The sequence below is a fragment of the Nostoc sp. NMS9 genome, assembly GCF_017114995.1.
GTDB lineage: Bacteria > Cyanobacteriota > Cyanobacteriia > Cyanobacteriales > Nostocaceae > Nostoc.
In genome coordinates this window covers 115,354-134,693 of the sequence record NZ_JABXKL010000074.1, presented here as the reverse complement: position 1 = coordinate 134,693, position 19,340 = coordinate 115,354, and the positions used below count along the sequence as shown (strand labels likewise).

Annotated in this window: 4 protein-coding genes; all 4 read right to left on the bottom strand. The window is 41.2% G+C overall.

The window, feature by feature from the left end:
- Positions 1–335 precede the first annotated feature (335 nt).
- The 4 genes from HWQ40_RS22920 to HWQ40_RS22905 all read right to left on the bottom strand — a co-directional run bounded on the left by HWQ40_RS22920 (position 336) and on the right by HWQ40_RS22905 (position 19,315).
- Positions 336–6,389 carry an AAA family ATPase gene (locus HWQ40_RS22920; RefSeq protein ID WP_292782213.1) on the bottom strand — a complete coding sequence of 2,018 codons (6,054 nt, stop codon included), beginning with the start codon at positions 6,387–6,389 and terminating at the stop codon, positions 336–338.
- Between the two features lie 159 nt (positions 6,390–6,548).
- A complete protein-coding gene (locus HWQ40_RS22915; RefSeq protein ID WP_292782212.1) occupies positions 6,549–11,960 on the bottom strand; it encodes an ATP-binding sensor histidine kinase in 5,412 nt (1,803 codons plus the stop codon).
- 73 nt (positions 11,961–12,033) lie between these two features.
- Entirely contained in the window at positions 12,034–17,433 is a 5,400-nt protein-coding gene (locus tag HWQ40_RS22910; RefSeq protein ID WP_292782210.1) for an ATP-binding sensor histidine kinase, read from the bottom strand.
- Positions 17,434–17,506: 73 nt separating this feature from the next.
- On the bottom strand, positions 17,507–19,315 hold the full coding sequence (locus HWQ40_RS22905; RefSeq protein WP_292782208.1) for a response regulator: 1,809 nt from the start codon (positions 19,313–19,315) through the stop codon (positions 17,507–17,509).
- Between the last annotated feature and the right edge of the window lie 25 nt (positions 19,316–19,340).

Genomic DNA, 19,340 nt, shown 5'->3' with positions numbered 1-19,340 from the left:
TTCAACTCCGATTTACTTTACTTAGTGCTGTTTGCGAATAGCTAGGGTTGAGACAGTCCTGAGTCAGGCAGGACTTATACCATTTCACTTTTAGATTGATCCAAATGGCAGCAGGGGGAAAGAGTTAGAGACAAATCATTTGTATCAAACATTTTGTGAAATGGTATTACGCAAAAATTGCTCAAAAGCTTAATTTGTTGAACCGCCTTCTCTGCGGCTTCCGCCAACAGTATCCGTCTCGTAGAAAAGACACCTTTCCTGCGTGAAGGCTACGTGCCCATGAGCAAGTGGGGTGACAGAATCTTCTTAGCTAAAGTTGGTCTACTCAGCACTGTTTATTGCCGCACTGGAATTGCAATCACAAACTCTGTACCTTTTCCTGGGGAGGAGTTGCAGTGTATTGAACCTCCGTGTTTTTCCACAACAATTTGACGGGCGATCGCTAATCCTAAACCCGTTCCTTTTCCCACAGATTTCGTCGTAAACAAGTGGTCAAATATCTTTTGCTTGACTGCTTCATTCATGCCATTAGCATTATCAGCAATCGTTATTTTCACCTGATTATCTTTCAATGAGGTTTGAATTGTAATCTTGTGAGGATTTTCTTGGATTTCTGCAAAATCCCGCCCAGTATTCGACTCATCCAAGGCATCAATGGCATTAGCTAGGATATTCATAAATACCTGGTTTAATTGTCCAGGAAAACATTCAACTTGAGGCAAAGTGCCATAATCGGTTATTACTTCAATTGCTGGACGTTGCTCATTGGCTTTGAGGCGATGTTTGAGAATTAAAATTGTACTTTCAATCCCTTCATGAATTTTAAATGGCACTTTGTAATCTTTATCAGCACGGGAGAAAGTTCTTAAACTAGTGCTGATATTTTTGAGGCGATCGCACGCCATCACCATTGAATCTATTGCCTTGGGTAAATCTTCTAAGCTATAATCTAAGTCAATTTCTTCTGCATGGTCAATAATTTCAGCACCCGGATTAGGTAAACTTTCTTGATAAAGTTTCAAGTGTTGCACGACATCAGCAATAGTGGGTTTAGCTTGTTTAAGACTCGCAGCAATAAAGCCCAAAGGATTATTCATTTCATGGGCAACTCCAGCAACTAAATTACCCAGTGCAGACATTTTCTCACTTTGAACAATTTGTAATTGAGCTTGTTGTAAATCTTCTAAAGCTGTTCCGAGTGCTTGAGATTTTTCTGTCACTGCTGATTCAGCTTGTTTGCGATCGCTAATATTAATAGTTGTTGCAACTATGCGATAAACTTTGCCCGTCTGATCTTTTAATGGACTGAGTGTGGTTAACCACCAAGTTTTCTGGTCATTAAATGTTAGACATTCTTCATAGGTGATGGGTATTCCACTTTGGAAACAACGCAGATAATTTTGAGATACCACTGCACCTTCATCACCATGTAATTCTTGGGGAGTTTTACCCAGCACTTGGGAAGCAGATATACCAACTGCTAATTCGCACGATTTACTCCATCCTGTGTACTCAAACTTACCATTATCCCGGACATCAATCACACAGATCAGACAACCAACACCTTCGTAAATACTACTGAGGAACTTTTCTCGCTCCTGGAGATGATTATATAACTGGGCATTTTCCAAAGAAATTGCGGCTTGAGTGCAGAGGAAATTTACAAGAGAAAGGCGATCGCTAGTAAATACCCCTTGAGTCAGTTGATTTTCTAGGTAAAGAATCCCTACTAAACGCCCTTGATTAAGAATCGGGGTACATAATACACTCTGGGGTTGTATTCGGTGCATATATTCCCCAATCAACCCAATAATATCTGTTTTGCAATTGTCTATAACAACTGTTTGTTGAGTATTTTTGACGTAATTGATAATTTTTGCGGGAATCTCTTGACAATTAGCGAGTGATTGTGGCTCAAGAATGGTTTGTATTTGGTCATGATTGATAAAGGTAATTGCCCTAACTTGCCAATTATCACCAGACACTTTCTTCAATAAGGGTTCCCCCCGCACGGCAGTGTCCTCATCTTGGGGAAGAATTAGTACAGCTTTCTTGGCGCCAGAGTTTTCTAGGATAATGTGGGTCAAGCTGGCAATCAGTTGATCTAATTCCAGAGAACTGGAGATAGCTTGAGCGGCTTTGAGGACAGAGGTAAAATCTAGTGTCTGGGAAATACTAGTGCTGCCAGTGGTAGAAGTGCGAGTAGATGAGGAGGTGCCACGAAAGCTAATAGTTTCTAGAGTATTGAAATTGATTCGTTGCTGTTGCAGAATGGATTGGAGTAGTTGGGGATAGCGTTTTTCTAGGTCTTCTATTTTGGCTTTTGCACCCCAACGAGCGTAACAGTAGTATGCTTCTTGCATATATGCTTGGGCAACTCTTTCTTTACCCCAATCGAGATAAAATTTGGCTACTAGTTCATTGCTAAGTGCTTCTTCTTGGATGTAGCCGTTGGCTTTAGCTAGAGTTATGGCGCGATCGTAATTTTCAAGTGCTTCTGCTTTATTACCCAACACTCGTTGTTTTTCAGCCTCAACTAAATGCCATTTATGCAGATGATTTGTGGGAGCATTTTGCGCCCATTGGTGCAGAGTGGTTTGATGGATTTCTACCTGGGCGAGAATTACGGAAAGTTCAATTTCTGGCTGGGTGGAAAATCGGGCTAGGTATGTCAGAGCTGCATAGAAATGGGAAATCGGAATAAAAATCAATCCTGATACCGCAAGTAAATACTTTTCCCCTTCCTCAATGTAAGCGATCGCAGCTTTGTAATCACCAAAAGAATAGGCAAGCAATAGTTTGTAGATATACAACTCAGCCATCACCGTGAGTTCATTAGCCTGACGATGTTTGGGAATCATCACCGTTTCATCGTAGATACTGCCGCTCAAACAATCGGGCTGAATTTGGGTTTCCCTGAAATTCTGTGCCGCCTGCCGCATAATACTTACATAAGTTTGGGCAGAATGTTGCTTCGCCTGAGTTAAAGCGGCGTTGTAACTTGCTATATCTAATTCCAAATTGCTAAGTTCAGAGCCACTCCAAAAGACTGCATAGCTGTAACAACATACGTTATAGCCAGCGTGTAAAAAATCGCCAGTTTCCATACCAGAGGTAAAACCAGCTTTCAGCAACGGTATCGTTGCCGAGAGAGCTTCTTGGTGATGTTGAATAAAGCCACCAAACAACATGGAAATTGTGGATTTGAATTCCCGCGCATTAAACCGATCTAGCAAATTCAATGCCAATTGCCCAAAGCCGTAGCCCCCTTCAACCTCTCCTAAAAATGCACACAGCACCATTCCATGCAGCCCATATCCCACCGTGGAGGCAGGCGTATTCCCAAACTTAAGCGATAGGCTGACCATTGTGCAGCTAATTAGGGGCAATAAACCCGGTATTCCCTGAAAAACGGGTGCAAACAACATTCCTAACAGTTGCATGGCTGCCTGTGCTTGGAGATCGGTCATCACTGGGAGGTCAGCTAGTTCCTCAATTCGTTTGCCTGTGAGTTGACTAGCAAGGACTTGTAAAGCTTTACCAATCTCAGCATTGTTTGGCTCAATGGGTAGCTCAACTTCCAATTGCTTTAAGGCATCTCTGCCAACTGCGATCGCTTCTAATAGTCTGCTTTGGGCTGTCTGGGCAGCAATTTGAATTTCGTAAATTTTAACTTTGTCTAAAATCGTCTGGGCTGATTGCAACACCTGTACCGCGATCTGTTCCATGCCATCAAAGTCAGCATTTAAGTAGGCGGCTTCAGTGGCGGCAACATAGAGACTCAGGGTCAATTCATATTGATCTTGCCAGCAATTCACTGTGAGTAGCTCAATCCCCGTCTGTAAATAGACTCTGGCCGCAGTGTATGCGGTGGAATTTTTGGCTTTATCTCCTGCTGCTAAGTTAAGTCGAGCCAAGGCTTCTCGCTCGTTTGATTGGGCAATCAACTCTTGCCCTAAATTCAAATGTCCAACAATATCAAACAGTTTTTCTTCTTTTTCTATTTGAGAAGAGTTTTGTAGAAGTAATTGACCAATTTTGAGATGAGTTGCTTGTTTTTGGTTATCAGGAATTAGAGAAGAAGCCGCTTGTTGTACTCTGTCATGTAAAAATCTGTATTTGGCTAATTGTTTATTAGTATTCCCAGTTGACAGCGCCAATCGATCGTGATTTTCTCCCTGATAAAATTTATAAACATCACTAATTGGTAAAATCAACCCTTCTTGTAAAGCTTTCCATAAACTAGCAGCTGTTTCAATTTCTGATGACTCCCAAACAATCGCCAAAGTTGCTAAATCAAATTGATTGCCAATGCAAGCGGCTAACTGCAATATATTTTGAGTTGATTGAGGCAGTCTTCGTAATTGAAATACCATGAACTTAACAACATCATCTGTAACCGCTTGCTGATTTATTTGGGTGATATCACATTGCCACCCCCCCGTAGCCCCCCCCTGGTAAGGGGGGGTGAATTCAATTAATCCATCTTGGTGTAATGCTTTGAGAAACTGTATGGCAAAAAACGGATTACCTTGAGTTTTCTGAAATACCAATTGAGAAACAGGTAATGCCGAATCTTTTGTACATTTAAGTGTCTCAGCGACTAATTGATTCACTTGCAATTGACTCAGAGGCGCTAAAGTAATCGTATTAATTGTGGCTGCTGTTTTTTGGATATCATTCAAAGTCAACATTAATGGATGTGCTGAATTGACTTCGTTATCACGATAAGCACCAATTAAGAAAAGATGTTTGGTATCAGCCATTAATAACTGGATTAACATCAACGATGCTGAATCTGCCCATTGCAAATCATCTAAAAACATCACTAATGGATGTTTTTCACTGGTAAAAACTTGGGTAAATTTCTGAAATAATAAATTAAACCGATTTTGGGCGGCAGTTCCTGATAATTCTGTAGCAGGTGGTTGTTGACCAATAATTCTTTCTAATTCGGGGATGACTTCAATAATCACCTGGCCATTATCACCTACAGCCGCTAAAATATTGGTTTTAAATTGCTGGATTTGAGCATCACTTTCGGTTAATAATTGCCCCATTAAATCGCGGAAGGCTTGCACAAAAGCACTAAAGGGAATATTTCGTTGAAATTGGTCATATTTCCCTTTGATAAAATAACCGCGTTTTTTGACGATTGGTTTATGAACTTCGTTAACTACAACGGTTTTACCAATACCCGAAAAACCAGCCACCAGCATCATTTCTGTCGCACCTGTACTAACGCGCTCAAATGCTTGCAGGAGAGTTTCTACTTCTGTTTCTCGTCCATAAAGTTTATCAGGGATAATAAAGCGATCGCACAGATCCCGTTGAGCAATTGGGAAATGCTTAATTTCACCAGTTTCTTGGAGTTGAGATAAACAAGCTTCTAAATCAAATTTCAGTCCTAATGCACTCTGATAGCGGTCTTCAGCATTTTTTGCCATCAATTTCATTACGATATCTGACAACACTTGCGGAATCTCTTCACTTTTGAGAGCCAGTTGCTTCTCCTGTTGGAGACGCTGCGCGAACAAGTCGGCAGAGCCGGACGCCAGTCGCTCATGGGGGAAACCCCCATCGCCCTTGGCGTCTCCCCTTGGGAGAAGACCGCGCTGGCTCCCCAACACACTGGCTCCTTTTGACTTTTGACTTTTAACTTCCCGCAGGGATGGTGGAAGTTTTGCTAGATGACAATGTACCAACTCCATCGGGTCGTTTGAATCGAACGGTAGCTCACTCGTAAGTAGTTCGTAAAAAGTGACACCTAAAGAATAGAAATCAGTCCGGTAGTCAATCCCCCGATTCATTCTTCCTGTTTGTTCAGGAGAAATATAACCAAGTGTCCCTTCCAAGACATTGGGATTCATCAGTGTTTGAGTTTCGCGTGGTAGTAGGGATGCAATACTAAAGTCAATTAATTTAACTTGTTTAGTTTTTGGATTAATTAAAATGTTGGCAGGTTTGATATCTTTATGAATAATTCGATCACGATACAATATATCTAAGGTATTGCACAGTGCGATCGCTATTTCTAAAAACTCCATTAAAGATTCTACGCTTTTGCCCACTTCCCACTCCCCACTTCCTACTCTCCAATCCTTGAGAGAAATCCCGCCAAAATCTTCCATTACCAACGCATAGCCATTTTGGTAGGGTTCCAGGCTGTAGGTTTGAACGATCAGAGGTGAGTTAAGATTTTTGGCAATGGTGTACTGATTACGAAACGACAAGAGTTCGCTGAAACTCGGATAAGGATTTTTCAGCAACTTAATCACCACAGGTAATGAGTCAGTCTCTCGATACCCTCGATAAACGATGGTTCTAGAACCATTGTAAAGTTCTTCGCTAACCTTGTATCCAGGAATATTGACTCTTGTACTAACCATACTGCTAAATCTTTAAGACTTCAAGATATAGTGTTCCCAGATATAAAGCGAACCCGTCGCTCCACGACTTGAAATTTTGAAGATTTAGAGTCAAAGAAAATCGGCGCTAATCCCATCCCTTCTCTACGAGACGCGGCGCAAACAAGGAGTGTCCCGTATTCATACCGGAATTTCAATCGTAAATTCTGTACCTTGACCCAGAATCGAGTTAAAACTCAATTTTCCACCGTGGGTTGATTCGACAATTTGACGAGCGATCGCCAACCCCAACCCCGTCCCTTTCCCAACAGCTTTGGTAGTAAATAAATGGTCAAATATTTTCTCTTTGACTGATTCACTCATCCCCTTACCATTATCAGCAATACCAATTTTAACCAGATTATTTCCGACTGAGTTTGTAATTGTAATGCAATTAGGATTAGCTTGAATTTCCTCAAAAGTCCGTCCCTGATTAGATTCTTCTAACGCATCAATGGCATTCGCTAAAAGATTCATAAATACCTGATTTAATTGACCAGGGAAGCATTCAATTTGAGGTAAATTACCGTAGTTGGTGACAACTTTGATTGCTGGACGTTGTTCGTTTGCTTTGAGACGATGTTTCAAAATTAAAATCGTGCTATCAATGCCTTCATGGATGTTAAATGGCACTTTGTAATCTTTGTCAGCGCGTGAGAAAGTGCGGAGACTAGTACTGATATTTTTTAGGCGATCGCACGCCATAGACATAGAATCAATCATCTTGGGCAAATCTTCTAAGCTATAATCTAAGTCGATTTCTTCGGCATGGTCAATGATTTCTTCACTTTTGTTGGGGAAACTTTCTTGATATAGTCCGAGATGTTCAACAATATCAGTAAACGTAGGTTTAGCTTGTTTGAGACTGGCAGCAATAAAACCGAGGGGATTATTCATTTCGTGAGCGACACCAGCAACTAAATTGCCTAGTGCAGACATTTTCTCACTTTGCACCATTTGTAATTGGGCGCGCTGGAGTTCTTGTAAAGCGGCTTCTAGCTGTTGGGCATATTCGAGCGATCGCTCATAAAGTTGGGCATTTTCTAGGGAAATGGCAGCTTGAGCGCAGAGTAAATTCAGTAGTTCGACGCGTTCGCCCTTGGCGTTGGCGGAGCCATCGCTCGTGAACGCCCCCGTCGCTAAATTATTCTCCAGATATAAAATGCCCAGCAACTTACCTTGATGCAAAATCGGGCTGCACAAGATACTATGAGGCTGCTGACGAATGATATAGGGATCGCTGGCTAAAGTCCGATCGGTCGTCACATCCAGCAGCACAACAGTCTGCCTTTCGTGCTTCACTTTGTAAATCAGTCTTAAGGGAATGTCCAGGCTGTCCTCAATGGGAAGACGCTGCAACACAACTGGCTCCGAACCCTCAGTAATTGACCCTTTAATCAGCAGGCGTTCGTCTCGCACGAGCATTAACACGCATTTATTAGCCCCCGCATTTTCGATAACGAGAGAAAGCAATGATGAAACCAGTTTTTCCAGTTCAATTTCCCCTGAGATAATTTGGGAAGCTTTGAGAATGGTAGCTAAATCTAAAGCCACAGAAACAGTGCTGCTGGAAGTGGCGGAACTGGTCGAGGTGACACTCTCCCATGTGAAGATAGTTTCGTTAGTTGAGAGGGGAGAACGGGTTTGTTGGAGGATGGGGGCGAGGAGTTGAGGATAACGAATTTCCAGATCGACGACTTTGGCTTTGGCACCCCATTGGGCATAACAATAGTAGGCTTCTTGCATATAACCAGCAGCAACTTTTTCTTTACCCCAGTTGAGATAAAACTTGGCAGCAAGTTCATTGGCAAGGGCTTCATCTTGAATGAAGTTGTTAGCTTTGGCGCTGCTAATAGCGCGATCGTATGCGTCAATGGCATCGGTTTTGTTTCCTAGCACGCGATATTGCTCGGCTGCTACCAGTTCCCAGCGATGCTGATGATTACTAGGAGCGAAGGTTGCCCAATTGTGCAATTTGTCCTGATGCTGTTGCACTTGGAAAAGAATTGCCTGACGCTTTTCTGGGGATGCTGCTGGGTACTGGGTTAATTGAATCAGCGCATCATAAAAGGAGTAGAGGGGAATCATAAACAGCCCCACGCCACCATCTAGGTATTGGGCAGTTTCAGCAGAGGTTTGAGCCGCCTCCCGCTCTTGTCCAAAAAGATAATAAAGAACGGCTTGGTTAATGTGCCACATGAACAATGCGGATCGTTGATTGCCTGCTTGCAGTTCACAGAGAGATTTTTCCTGGTTAAAGATTTCTCCAGTCAGGAGATAAGGAACCTCAGCCTGCCCCAATAAATTAAGTACAGTTTGTTGATAAATCTCTTGATAATGGCGGGAAGCTGCGTGTTTGTATTGATAAATAGCTTGACGATAGGTATCTATTGTCCGAGCCAGTTCTGCTAATTCCTGCCCCGCATAATAAGCATAATAACTGTATGATGTCGCACTTAGGCAAGCCGTCTCAATATCTCCGGTTTCTAGTCCGCTGCGGTAGGCTTCTTGTAACCCAGGAATCACTTTAGAGAGGAGAATTTTCCAATGTTTAATGAAGACGTGAACCACATACCAGTTTCGGCATTTTAATGATGCCAGTTGGAGGCTTTCTCGAAGGCTTAATGCCAATTCTCCAAACTCGTAACCGTTTTCGAGATCGCCAATGATGCCACACAGGATTAAGCCATATTCACTATAAGCAAAGACGGAAATGGGACAATTGCCCGATTGAATGGATAATTCAACTTGCTTGAAAATCAGCAATGGCATTAAGTTAGGATCTACGGCATAGGCAGCAGGCACCAAAGTTGTCAAGATTTCCATCGCCGCCAAAAGCTGGGGATCGCGCATGGTGGGTAAATCTAGCAAACTGCTGGGTGCTTTATCTGCCCACAGCGATCGCGTTACACCAAATGCTTGCCCAATATCTTCTTGGGTGGGTTGTTCTGGAAATTCAATCCCCAAGGAGTTTAACACCGACAACCCAATCTGAATCGCCTCTCGGAGTTGCCCTTGGGCTTTCGCCCCCAAAATCCGAGTTTGCTGAACTTCGATCGTGTCTAGGAGGGTTTTGGCCTGTTGCAACACCACGCTCACCCACCGTTCCATCTGCTCAAAATCGGTGTTGAGATAGCTCGTCTCGGCAATGCCTTCATGGAGTGCCAGAGTCAAGGAATAATGGCTCTCCCAAGCATCTTTGGGTAAAAGCTCGATTCCCGTTGCAAGATAGGCACTTGCCACACTATAGGCGGTGGCGGTTTTCGCTTTGCGCCCTGCGGCTAGATTTAACTGTGCCAGATTTTCTCGCTCCTGGGGTGGTGTAATTAGGGCAATGCCAATATTTAAATGATTGACAATTTCAAATAATCGCTCTTCGCGATCGCTGATGGAAGCATCGCGTAACAATAGTTGCCCCATTGACAGATGGGTTGCTTGCTTGCGATCTTCAGCAATCAGAGAATAAGCCGCTTGTTGAACGCGATCGTGCAAAAACCGATAAATTGGATTCGCTGCGGCATCAGAAACCGAGGCACTGTCAGATTGAATAAAAAACTTATAGACTTCCGTATTCGGAATAATCAAACCTTCTTGCAAGGCTTTCCACAAATCAGTTGCGGCTGCTTCTAGGGACTTTTCTGAAACAATTGCCAATGTATTCAAATCAAACTGCGCCCCAATGCAGGCTGCTAATTTGAGAACCTCCTGAGTTGGGAGCGGCAATTTCTTCAATTGCAGAGCCATAAACTCCACCACATCATCGGTGAGTGCTAACGCTTTGACTTCAGCAATATCGCACTGCCAATGTCGGATCTCCCAATCAAAGGTAATCTGTCCATCTTCATACAATGCTTTGAGAAACTGCGTGGCAAAAAATGGATTTCCTTGGGTTTTTTGGGACACCAATTCAGTTAATGGTTGAGCTAGGGATAATTCGCAATTTAGCGTATCCGCAACCAACTGATTCAGATCGACTAGACTCAACGGTTGCAGTGTAATCGTATTGACTACACCCCCTGCTTTGACTATCTCATCGACTGTTAAGATCAAGGGATGAGCGAGTGACACTTCGTTATCCCGATACGCACCCAATATTAATAAATACTTGCTGTCTTGCATCAATAATTGCAGTAAGTTCAGAGAAGCCGAATCTGACCACTGCAAGTCATCTAGAAACATCACTAATGGATGTGATTGACTCGTGAATATTTTCACAAATTTCTGCATCAGCAGATTGAAACGATTTTGGGCAGCACTTCCCGATAGTTCCGTAGCTCTTTGTTGAGTGCCAATAATCCGTTCGAGTTCTGGAATCACATCAATTAAAACTTGTCCGCTGTCTCCAACAGCCTCTAAAATTTTAGTCTTCCATGTTTGCAATTGGGCATCACTTTCTGATAATAATTGCCCCATCAAATCTCGAAAGGCTTGGACAAAAGCAGAAAAGGGAATGTTGCGCTGAAATTGATCGTATTTGCCTTTGATGAAATAACCCCGCTGACGGGCGATCGGCTTGTGTACTTCGTTGACAACGGCGGTTTTTCCAATGCCTGAGAAACCCGCCACTAGCATTATTTCTGTATTACCAAGACTGACGCGATCGAAAGCATCCAGTAAAGTCTGTACTTCAGTTTCTCTGCCGTAGAGTTTTTCGGGGATGGTAAAGCGATCGCACACATCCCTTCGGGCAATTTCAAAACTCTTAATTTCACCAGAAACTTGTAGTTGATGTAAACAATTTTCTAAATCAAACTTCAGTCCCAATGCACTTTGATAGCGGTCTTCGGCATTTTTTGCCATCAATTTCATCACAATATCTGAAATCACCTGCGGAATTTCTTCCCTTTTCCCTAAAAGTGGTGGTTGTTTTGCAATATGAGAATGTACCAACTCCATTGGCTCGTTTGAGGCAAAAGGTAACTCACCGGTGAGTAACTCGTAGAATGTCACACCGACTGAATAAAAATCAGTTCGGTAGTCAATCCCCCGATTCATTCTTCCTGTTTGTTCTGGAGAAATATAAGCGAGTGTGCCTTCTAATACATTGGGGTTGATTAGTATCTGCGTTTCCCGTAGTAGTAAAGATGCAATACTAAAATCAATTAATTTAATTTGTTTGGTTTCGGGATTAATTAAAATATTGGCAGGTTTAATATCTTTATGAATAATGCGATCGCGGTAGAGTATATCTAAGGTATTGCAGAGTGCGATCGCTATTTCTAAAAACTCTTGTAGAGATTGTCGCCTGAGCCTCACTGCCCAATCCTTGAGAGAAATTCCCCCAAAGTCTTCCATCACTAACGCATAACCATTTTGGTAGGGTTCTAAGCTGTAGGTTTGGACAATCAGAAGTGAGTTAAGGTTTTTGGTAATGGTGTACTGATTGCGAAACGACAAGAGTTCGCCCAAACTCGGATAAGGATTTTTCAGCAGTTTAATCACTACTGGTAATTCGTCAGTCTCTCGATACCCTCGATAAACTAGGGTTCTGGAACCATTGTAGAGTTCTTCACTAATGCGATATCCGGGAATACTAACAAGAGTGCTAACCATATTGCTAAACCCTAACGATTTCTGGATTTAGTATTCCCAGATACTGAAGTTGTTTACCAAAAGAAGCCAACAGTTATACCGGAACTTCAATGATAAATTCTGTACCCTTACCCAGAATAGAGTTAAAACTCAACTTTCCTCCGTGGGTTTCTTCGACAATTTGACGAGCGATCGCTAACCCCAACCCCGTCCCTTTACCAACGGCTTTCGTAGTAAATAAATGGTCAAATAGTTTTGATTTTACTTCTTCAGTCATCCCCTTACCATTATCAGCAATGGCAATTTTAACCAGATTATTTCCGACTGAGGTTGTAATTGTAATGCAGTTAGTATTAGCTTTAACTTCTTCAAAACTGCGTCCGGTGTTAGATTCTTCTAATGCATCAATAGCATTAGCTAGCAAGTTCATAAATACCTGATTTAATTGACCTGGGAAGCATTCTACTTGAGGTAAATTACCGTAGTTGGTGATAACTTCAATCGCTGGACGTTGGTCATTAGCCTTCAGACGATGTTTGAGAATGAGAATGGTGCTATCAATGCCTTGGTGGATATTAAACGGCACTTTATAATCTTTATCAGCGCGGGAGAAAGTTCTTAAACTAGTACTGATATTTTCCAGGCGATCGCACGCCATCACCATTGAATCAATTATCTTGGGCAAGTCTTCTAAGGTATAATCCAAGTCAATTTCTTTGGCATGGTCGATAATTTCATCACCTGGATTGGGGAAACTTTCTTCATAGAGTTTGAAGTGTTTAACAATATCCGCAAGGCTGGGTTTAACTTGTTGAAGGCTGGCAGAAATAAAGCCTAAAGGATTATTCATTTCATGGGCTACCCCAGCAACTAAGTTACCCAGTGCCGACATTTTCTCACTTTGGACAATTTGTAATTGGGCTTGTTGTAAGTCTTGTAGTGCAATTCCTGCTTGTTGATACAGTCGAGCATTTTCTAGGGATACTGCTGCTTGGGAAGAAAGTAAGTTAATTATACTGAGGCGATCGCTGTTAAATACCCCTTGAATCATTTGATTCTCTAAATAGAGAATCCCCACCAAATGCCCTTGATTAATAATCGGAGTACAAAATACACTTTGGGGTTGATGTGACAACATATATTCCTCAATTAAACCAGGAATATCTGTTTTGCAATTGTCTATAACCACTGTTTGTTGGGTATTTTTGACGTAATGGATAATTTTTACAGGAATATCTTGACAATTGTCTAGTAATTCTGGGCTGAGGCTGGTTTGTATTTTCTCATGATCAATAAAAGTAATTGCTCGTACTTGCCAAATATTTTCTTGGGGAAGCAGCAGTACAGCTTTTCTCGCGCCAGAGTTTTCTAAGATAATCCGGGTGAGACTGGCGATAAGTGTATCTAATTCCAGAGAACTGGAAATAGCTTGAGCGGCTTTCAGGGCAGAGGTAAAATCTAAAACGTCGGAAATATTGGTGCTGCCAATGGTATTCGTGTAAGTAGATGAGAAAGTCCCACCAAAGCCAATAGTTTCTAAGGGATTGAGATTGAGATGAAGTTTTTGTTGTTTCAGGAGAAATTCGAGTAGTTGGGGATAGCGTTTTTCTAAGTCGGTAACTTTGGCTTTTGCTCCCCAACGGGCATAACAGTAGTATGCTTCTTGCATATAGACTTGAGCGATTTTTTCTTTACCGCATTCGAGGTAAAATTTAGCCGCGAGTTCGTTTGCTAAAGCTTCTTCTTGAATATAGCTGTTTTGTTTTGCCCCCGATATTGCCAGGTCGTAATATTCTTGTGCTTGAAGTTTATTGCCGAGAATGCGATCACGTTCTGCTCTAATTAAATCGCATTTGTGTTTAATGTCGGTAGGAACTAATTTTGCCCGTCGTTCTAGGTTGTGCTGAATTTTGGTAACTCGTTTGAGTAGCTGCTTTTTTCGTTGAGGTGAGGAGTTAGGATAAGCAGCCAATCGTGTTAAGGCATCATAAAACCAAGTAGATATAATACCATTGACGCCAATTAATTCTTGTTCGTAGGGAAGGGAAGCATCTGCGGCATCAAGTGCTACTGAGATATTACTAAACAAGTATGCAATAAGTACTTTGAAGCAATAAATAATAGAAAGAAAGACAGCATCATTACTGGCTTGAAAGTGGGGAATTAGCTGTGTTTCATCGCACTCTGTGCCAACTAATATATGGGGTTGGGGAGATGCCTCCGTCAGATTTAGCATTACCTGCCGCAGTATAATAATTTGTTGTAGACTCACTTCATCGGGTATTTCCGTTGTCAATGCTTGATGGTAGAGTTCAGAGATTGGTAACAACTCAGTGAGTGGCTTTCCTAAGAAGAAACCTACATTAATTTCACTGAAGTATCCCGTACCTACGAAAGCAAAATCTCCACAATTCAAGGCTGCCTGTTTGCCTTCTTGAATCAAGTGTAAGCTGTTGCTGAGTGGTTGTTGCCACATTTGGCTGAAGATTGCTATGCTTACTTTTATTTTTCCTTCAATGTAGAGGTTTGGTAATTTATTTAGTAACTTGAGGGAAAATTGCCCCATTTGATAACTTGCTTCTAATTCCTGCAAATTTGATAAAATAATGCTATAGATTGTATAAAAACTAGATGACCAGATAGAATTACCCTGTTGAAGGGATTTTTGGACACCCAGAAAGGCCAATAGTGCCAGTAATGGCTGCGAACAGAAATATGCTGGATAGGAAATTAAATTGCTCATTCGCAGTACGACAATAGTTTCTGGATTTGTCATCACAGGTAATTGCAACAGCTTTTCTAAGGAATTACGATGCAATAAAACCTTAGTTTTGATTAATTCTGCCAACACTTGTAATTTACTTGGCTGCGATGGTAATTTAATCCCTAACAATTGGAGAAATTCTAAACCCGTATCAATCGACTTTTGATAATTCTTCTGGGCACTATAAGCTTGAATTTGAGCCTCATAAACAGCAAGATTATCTACTACTGTTTGAGAATTAAGTTTTACTAAGTGCATCAATTGAGTAATTTCTGCAAACCTACCCGTCAGAAATGCTGTATCTGCGGCAATATTATGCAAACCAAGAGTAATATTATATTGCCGTTGCCAACTATTATCATCTAACAAACTCATCCCTTTTTCTGCATAACTAAAAGCCGCTGAATATGCCGTTGACCTTCTCGCTTTCTGAGCAGCATTGAGATTGATTTCGGCAACTTGAATTTTCTCAACATCATCGGCGATCAGGGAAATTCCCATATTCAATTGATTGGCAATATCAAATAATTTATCTGTTTGTTTGCCATCGGAAGTATTGGATAATAATAAACGTCCAATCTGTAAATGAGTTGCTTGTTTATCTTCATCAAGAATCAATGAATAAGCAGCTTGCTGAATGCGGTCATGGGAGAATTTGTAATTAACAACATGGGACATTTCTTGTTGATAAATTGCTTCTTCCTCGGCAATATAAAGCTTATAAATTTCACTTTCCGGTAAAACCAAAGCTTCCTGCAAAGCTTTCCAAAGTGCGGCAGCAGTTTCATTTTCTGACTGTTGAGAAACAGCTGCTAAGGTCATCAAATTAAATTGATTGCCAATACATGCCGCTAACTTTAAAATCCCTTGGGTTGAAAAAGGCAGCTTTTGTAACTGTTGCGCCATAAATTCTACCACATCATCAGTCAATGCAGCTTGTTTAACTAGGGTAATATCGCACTGCCAGCATCCTAGATAAGAGTTGAATACAATCAAATTATCTTCATACAAAGCCTTGAGGAACTGTGTACTAAAAAATGGGTTCCCTTGAGTTTTTTGATAAATTAACTGCGTCAAAGGTGTCGCTAGGTCGTGTATGCAATTTAAAGTATCTGCAACCAGTCGATTTAAAGTATTTTCACTAAGAACTTGCAATGTAATACTATTAATAACTGCACCCACTTTATGCATCTCCTCCAAAGTCATCATCAAAGGATGTATTGGAGACACTTCATTATCCCGGTAAGCACCAATTAATAATAAATATCCGCTATCCTCACCCATCAATAATTCAACCAGTTTGAAAGAAGCCGAATCAGCCCACTGTAAATCATCCAAAAACATCACTAAGGGATGTTTTTTAGTTGTAAAAACGCTAATAAATTTCTGAAATATTGAATTAAATCTATTTTGGGCAGCAGTTCCTGATAATTCTGGTACTGCTGGTTGGATACCAATAATTCTAGATAATTCGGGGATGACTTCAATAATTACTTGTCCGTTTTCCCCCACAGCCTCTAATATATTGCTTTTCCATTGCTGGATTTGAATATCACTTTCTGTGAGCAATTGCCCCATTAAATCCCGGAAAGCTTGCACAAATGCACTGAAGGGAATATTGCGCCCAAATTGGTCGTATTTCCCTTTGATAAAATAACCGCGTTGCCGCACAATCGGTTTATAAACTTCGTTGACAACCGCAGTTTTACCAATTCCCGAAAAACCAGCTACCAGCATCATTTCAGTTGCACCCAGGCTCACTCTTTCAAATGCTTGGAGTAGGGTTGATACTTCTGTTTCTCTTCCATAGAGTTTATCAGGGATAATAAAGCGATCGCACACATCCCTTTGGGCAATTTCAAAGTTCTCAATGGAACCCGTTTCTTGAAGTTGAGTTAAACAATTTTCTAAATCAAATTTCAGTCCCAAGGTACTTTGATAGCGGTCTTCACCATTTTTTGCCATCAATTTACTGACAATCTCGGAGACTACAGACGGGATTTGTGGGTTAATTTCATGTACTAGGGGTGGAAGTTTTGCAATATGACAATGCACCAACTCCATCGGATCGTTTGATTGAAATGGTAAAACTCCGGTAAGTAACTCGTAGAATGTCACACCCAGAGAATAAAAATCAGTCCGATAGTCAATTCCCCGATTCATTCTCCCGGTTTGTTCTGGAGAAATATAAGCTAGTGTCCCTTCTAAGACATTGGGATTAATTAGTGTTTGGGTTTCTCGTGGTAGTAAAGATGCAATACTAAAGTCAATTAATTTAACTTGTTTTGTTTCGGGATTAATTAAAACATTGGCGGGTTTTATATCTTTATGAATAATCCGTTCTCGATACAATATATCTAAGGTATTGCACAGTGCGATCGCTATTTCTAAAAACTGTTGTAGAGACGCGATATATAGTGTCTCTACAGAGGTGAAGTAATTTTTGAGAGAAATCCCCCCAAAGTCTTCCATCACCAGTGCATAACTATTTTGGTAGGGTTCCAGGCTGTAGGTTTGGATGATTAGAGGTGAGTTGAGATTTTTGGCGATGGTGTACTGATTACGAAACTGTACCAGTTCGCTGAAACTGGGATAGGGATTTTTTAGCAGTTTAATCACTACAGGTAAGGAGTCAGTTTCTCGATACCCTCGATAAACCAGGGTTCTTGAACCGTTGTAGAGTTCTTCACTAATGCGATATCCGGGAATACTGACTAAAGTGCTAACCATATTGCCAAATCCTCACAATTTATGGATTTAGTATTCCCAGATATCTGAAATTGTTTACCAAAAAAAACAAAAATTATACTGGAATTTCAATAATAAATTCTGTACCCTTACCCAGAACCGAGTTAAAACTCAATTTTCCGCCGTGGGTTTCTTCGACGATTTGACGAGCGATCGCTAATCCTAATCCTGTGCCTTTACCAACAGCTTTTGTCGTAAATAAATGGTCAAATATTTTTGATTTTATTTGTTCATTCATTCCCTTGGCATTATCTTTAATCTTAATAATTATTTGTTGTTTATTGTCACTAATTTGAGTAATAATTGTGATGCAATTTGGATTGATTTTTATCTCTTCAAAACTGCGTCCAATATTTGACTCTTCCAAAGCATCAATAGCATTAGCCAGAATGTTCATAAACACCTGATTCAACTGCCCAGCAAAGCATTCTACTAATGGTAGTTGACCATATTCTTTGATAACTTTAATTTCTGGGCGGGTTTCCGAAGGTTTGAGACGATGTTTGAGAATCAAAATGGTGCTGTCGATGCCATCATGAATATTGCAGGCAACAGCGCGATCGCTATCAGCACGAGAGAAGGTTCGTAAAGAAGTACTAATATCCCGAATTCGCTTCACACCTTCTCGCATAGAACCCACTAACTTAGGTAAGTCTTCGCGGATGTAATCGAGGTCAATTGCTTCGATTTCATCTTGAATTATTCCACTGGGAGTGGAATATTCCTGTTGATACAAATCCATTAAGCCAAATATATCCTTGATATAATCTAAAGCAGGTTGAATATTGCCGCCCAGGAAGCCAACAGGGTTATTGATTTCATGTGCCACCCCCGCTACGAGGTTTCCCAGCGCCGACATTTTTTCACTTTGTACCAATTGCACTTGAGTGCCTTGAAGTTCTGCTAGTGCTTGTTCTAGATTTTGTTTTTGTTGTTTGAGTTGGTCTTCAGCTTGGCGACGTTCGGTAATGTCTTCTGTCACGAATAAAATGCCGAATACATTCCCCTTGGCATCGCGTAGAGGCATCTTGCTCGTATCCAACCAAACTTGCTGACCATCTGGACGTTGCAGTTGATCAATGATATGAAATTCTGCTCGGCCAGACTCCATGACGCGGCTATCCCACATCCTAAACCAATCGGATTCTTCTTTGCTTATCAGTAAGTCATAGTCGCTTTTACCCACAATCTCATCAGGTGAATTTAAGTTTAGTACATCAGCAAAACTTTGATTACAGCCGAAATAAACTGAATTGATATCTTTCCAGCCTACCCAGTGTGGAATAGTATCAAACACTAAGCGCATCAATTGTTGAGTTTGCTTGAGGGTTTCAATCGATGCAAATAGTTCCTGAGTTCGTTCAGTAACTCGTTGCTCTAGTTGCTGGGTGAGTTGTTGCAGTTCTGTATTTCTGGCTTCAAGAGACTGGCTCAATTGGTTGAGTTTAAGATGAGTTCGCACCCGTGCTAAAACTTCACCTTGTTGAAACGGTTTGGTGATGTAGTCAACGGCTCCTAATTCAAAGCCTGTAACTTTATTCACCGATTCAGACAGGGCAGTGATAAAGATAATCGGAATATTTTGGGTTTTTGGATTGGCTTTAATGTGCTGACAGGTTTCAAAACCATTCATCCCCGGCATCATCACATCCAGTAAAATCAAAGACACGGTCGTATGTTCTAATTGTTGTAGCGCACTTTCACCACTGGTGGCGATCGCAACTTCAAAACCAGCATCGGCTAAGGTCTCTGAAAGCACCTTCAAGTTATTTGGCACATCATCGACAATGAGGATAATGCCATTGTCAAAGACGTTAGTAATGGGATTGTTAAATGTAATGGAATTTCCAGGGAATGCCGTCATAGCAAAAATGGGGATTGGGATTACA

Bases quoted from the DNA above. Each gene is read 5' to 3' on its own strand.
- HWQ40_RS22920 (WP_292782213.1), bottom strand. From the start codon at position 6,389: ATGGTTAGTACAAGAGTCAATATTCCTGGATACAAGGTTAGCGAAGAA.
- HWQ40_RS22915 (WP_292782212.1), bottom strand. From the start codon at position 11,960: ATGGTTAGCACTCTTGTTAGTATTCCCGGATATCGCATTAGTGAAGAA.
- HWQ40_RS22910 (WP_292782210.1), bottom strand. From the start codon at position 17,433: ATGGTTAGCACTTTAGTCAGTATTCCCGGATATCGCATTAGTGAAGAA.
- HWQ40_RS22905 (WP_292782208.1), bottom strand. From the start codon at position 19,315: ATGACGGCATTCCCTGGAAATTCCATTACATTTAACAATCCCATTACT.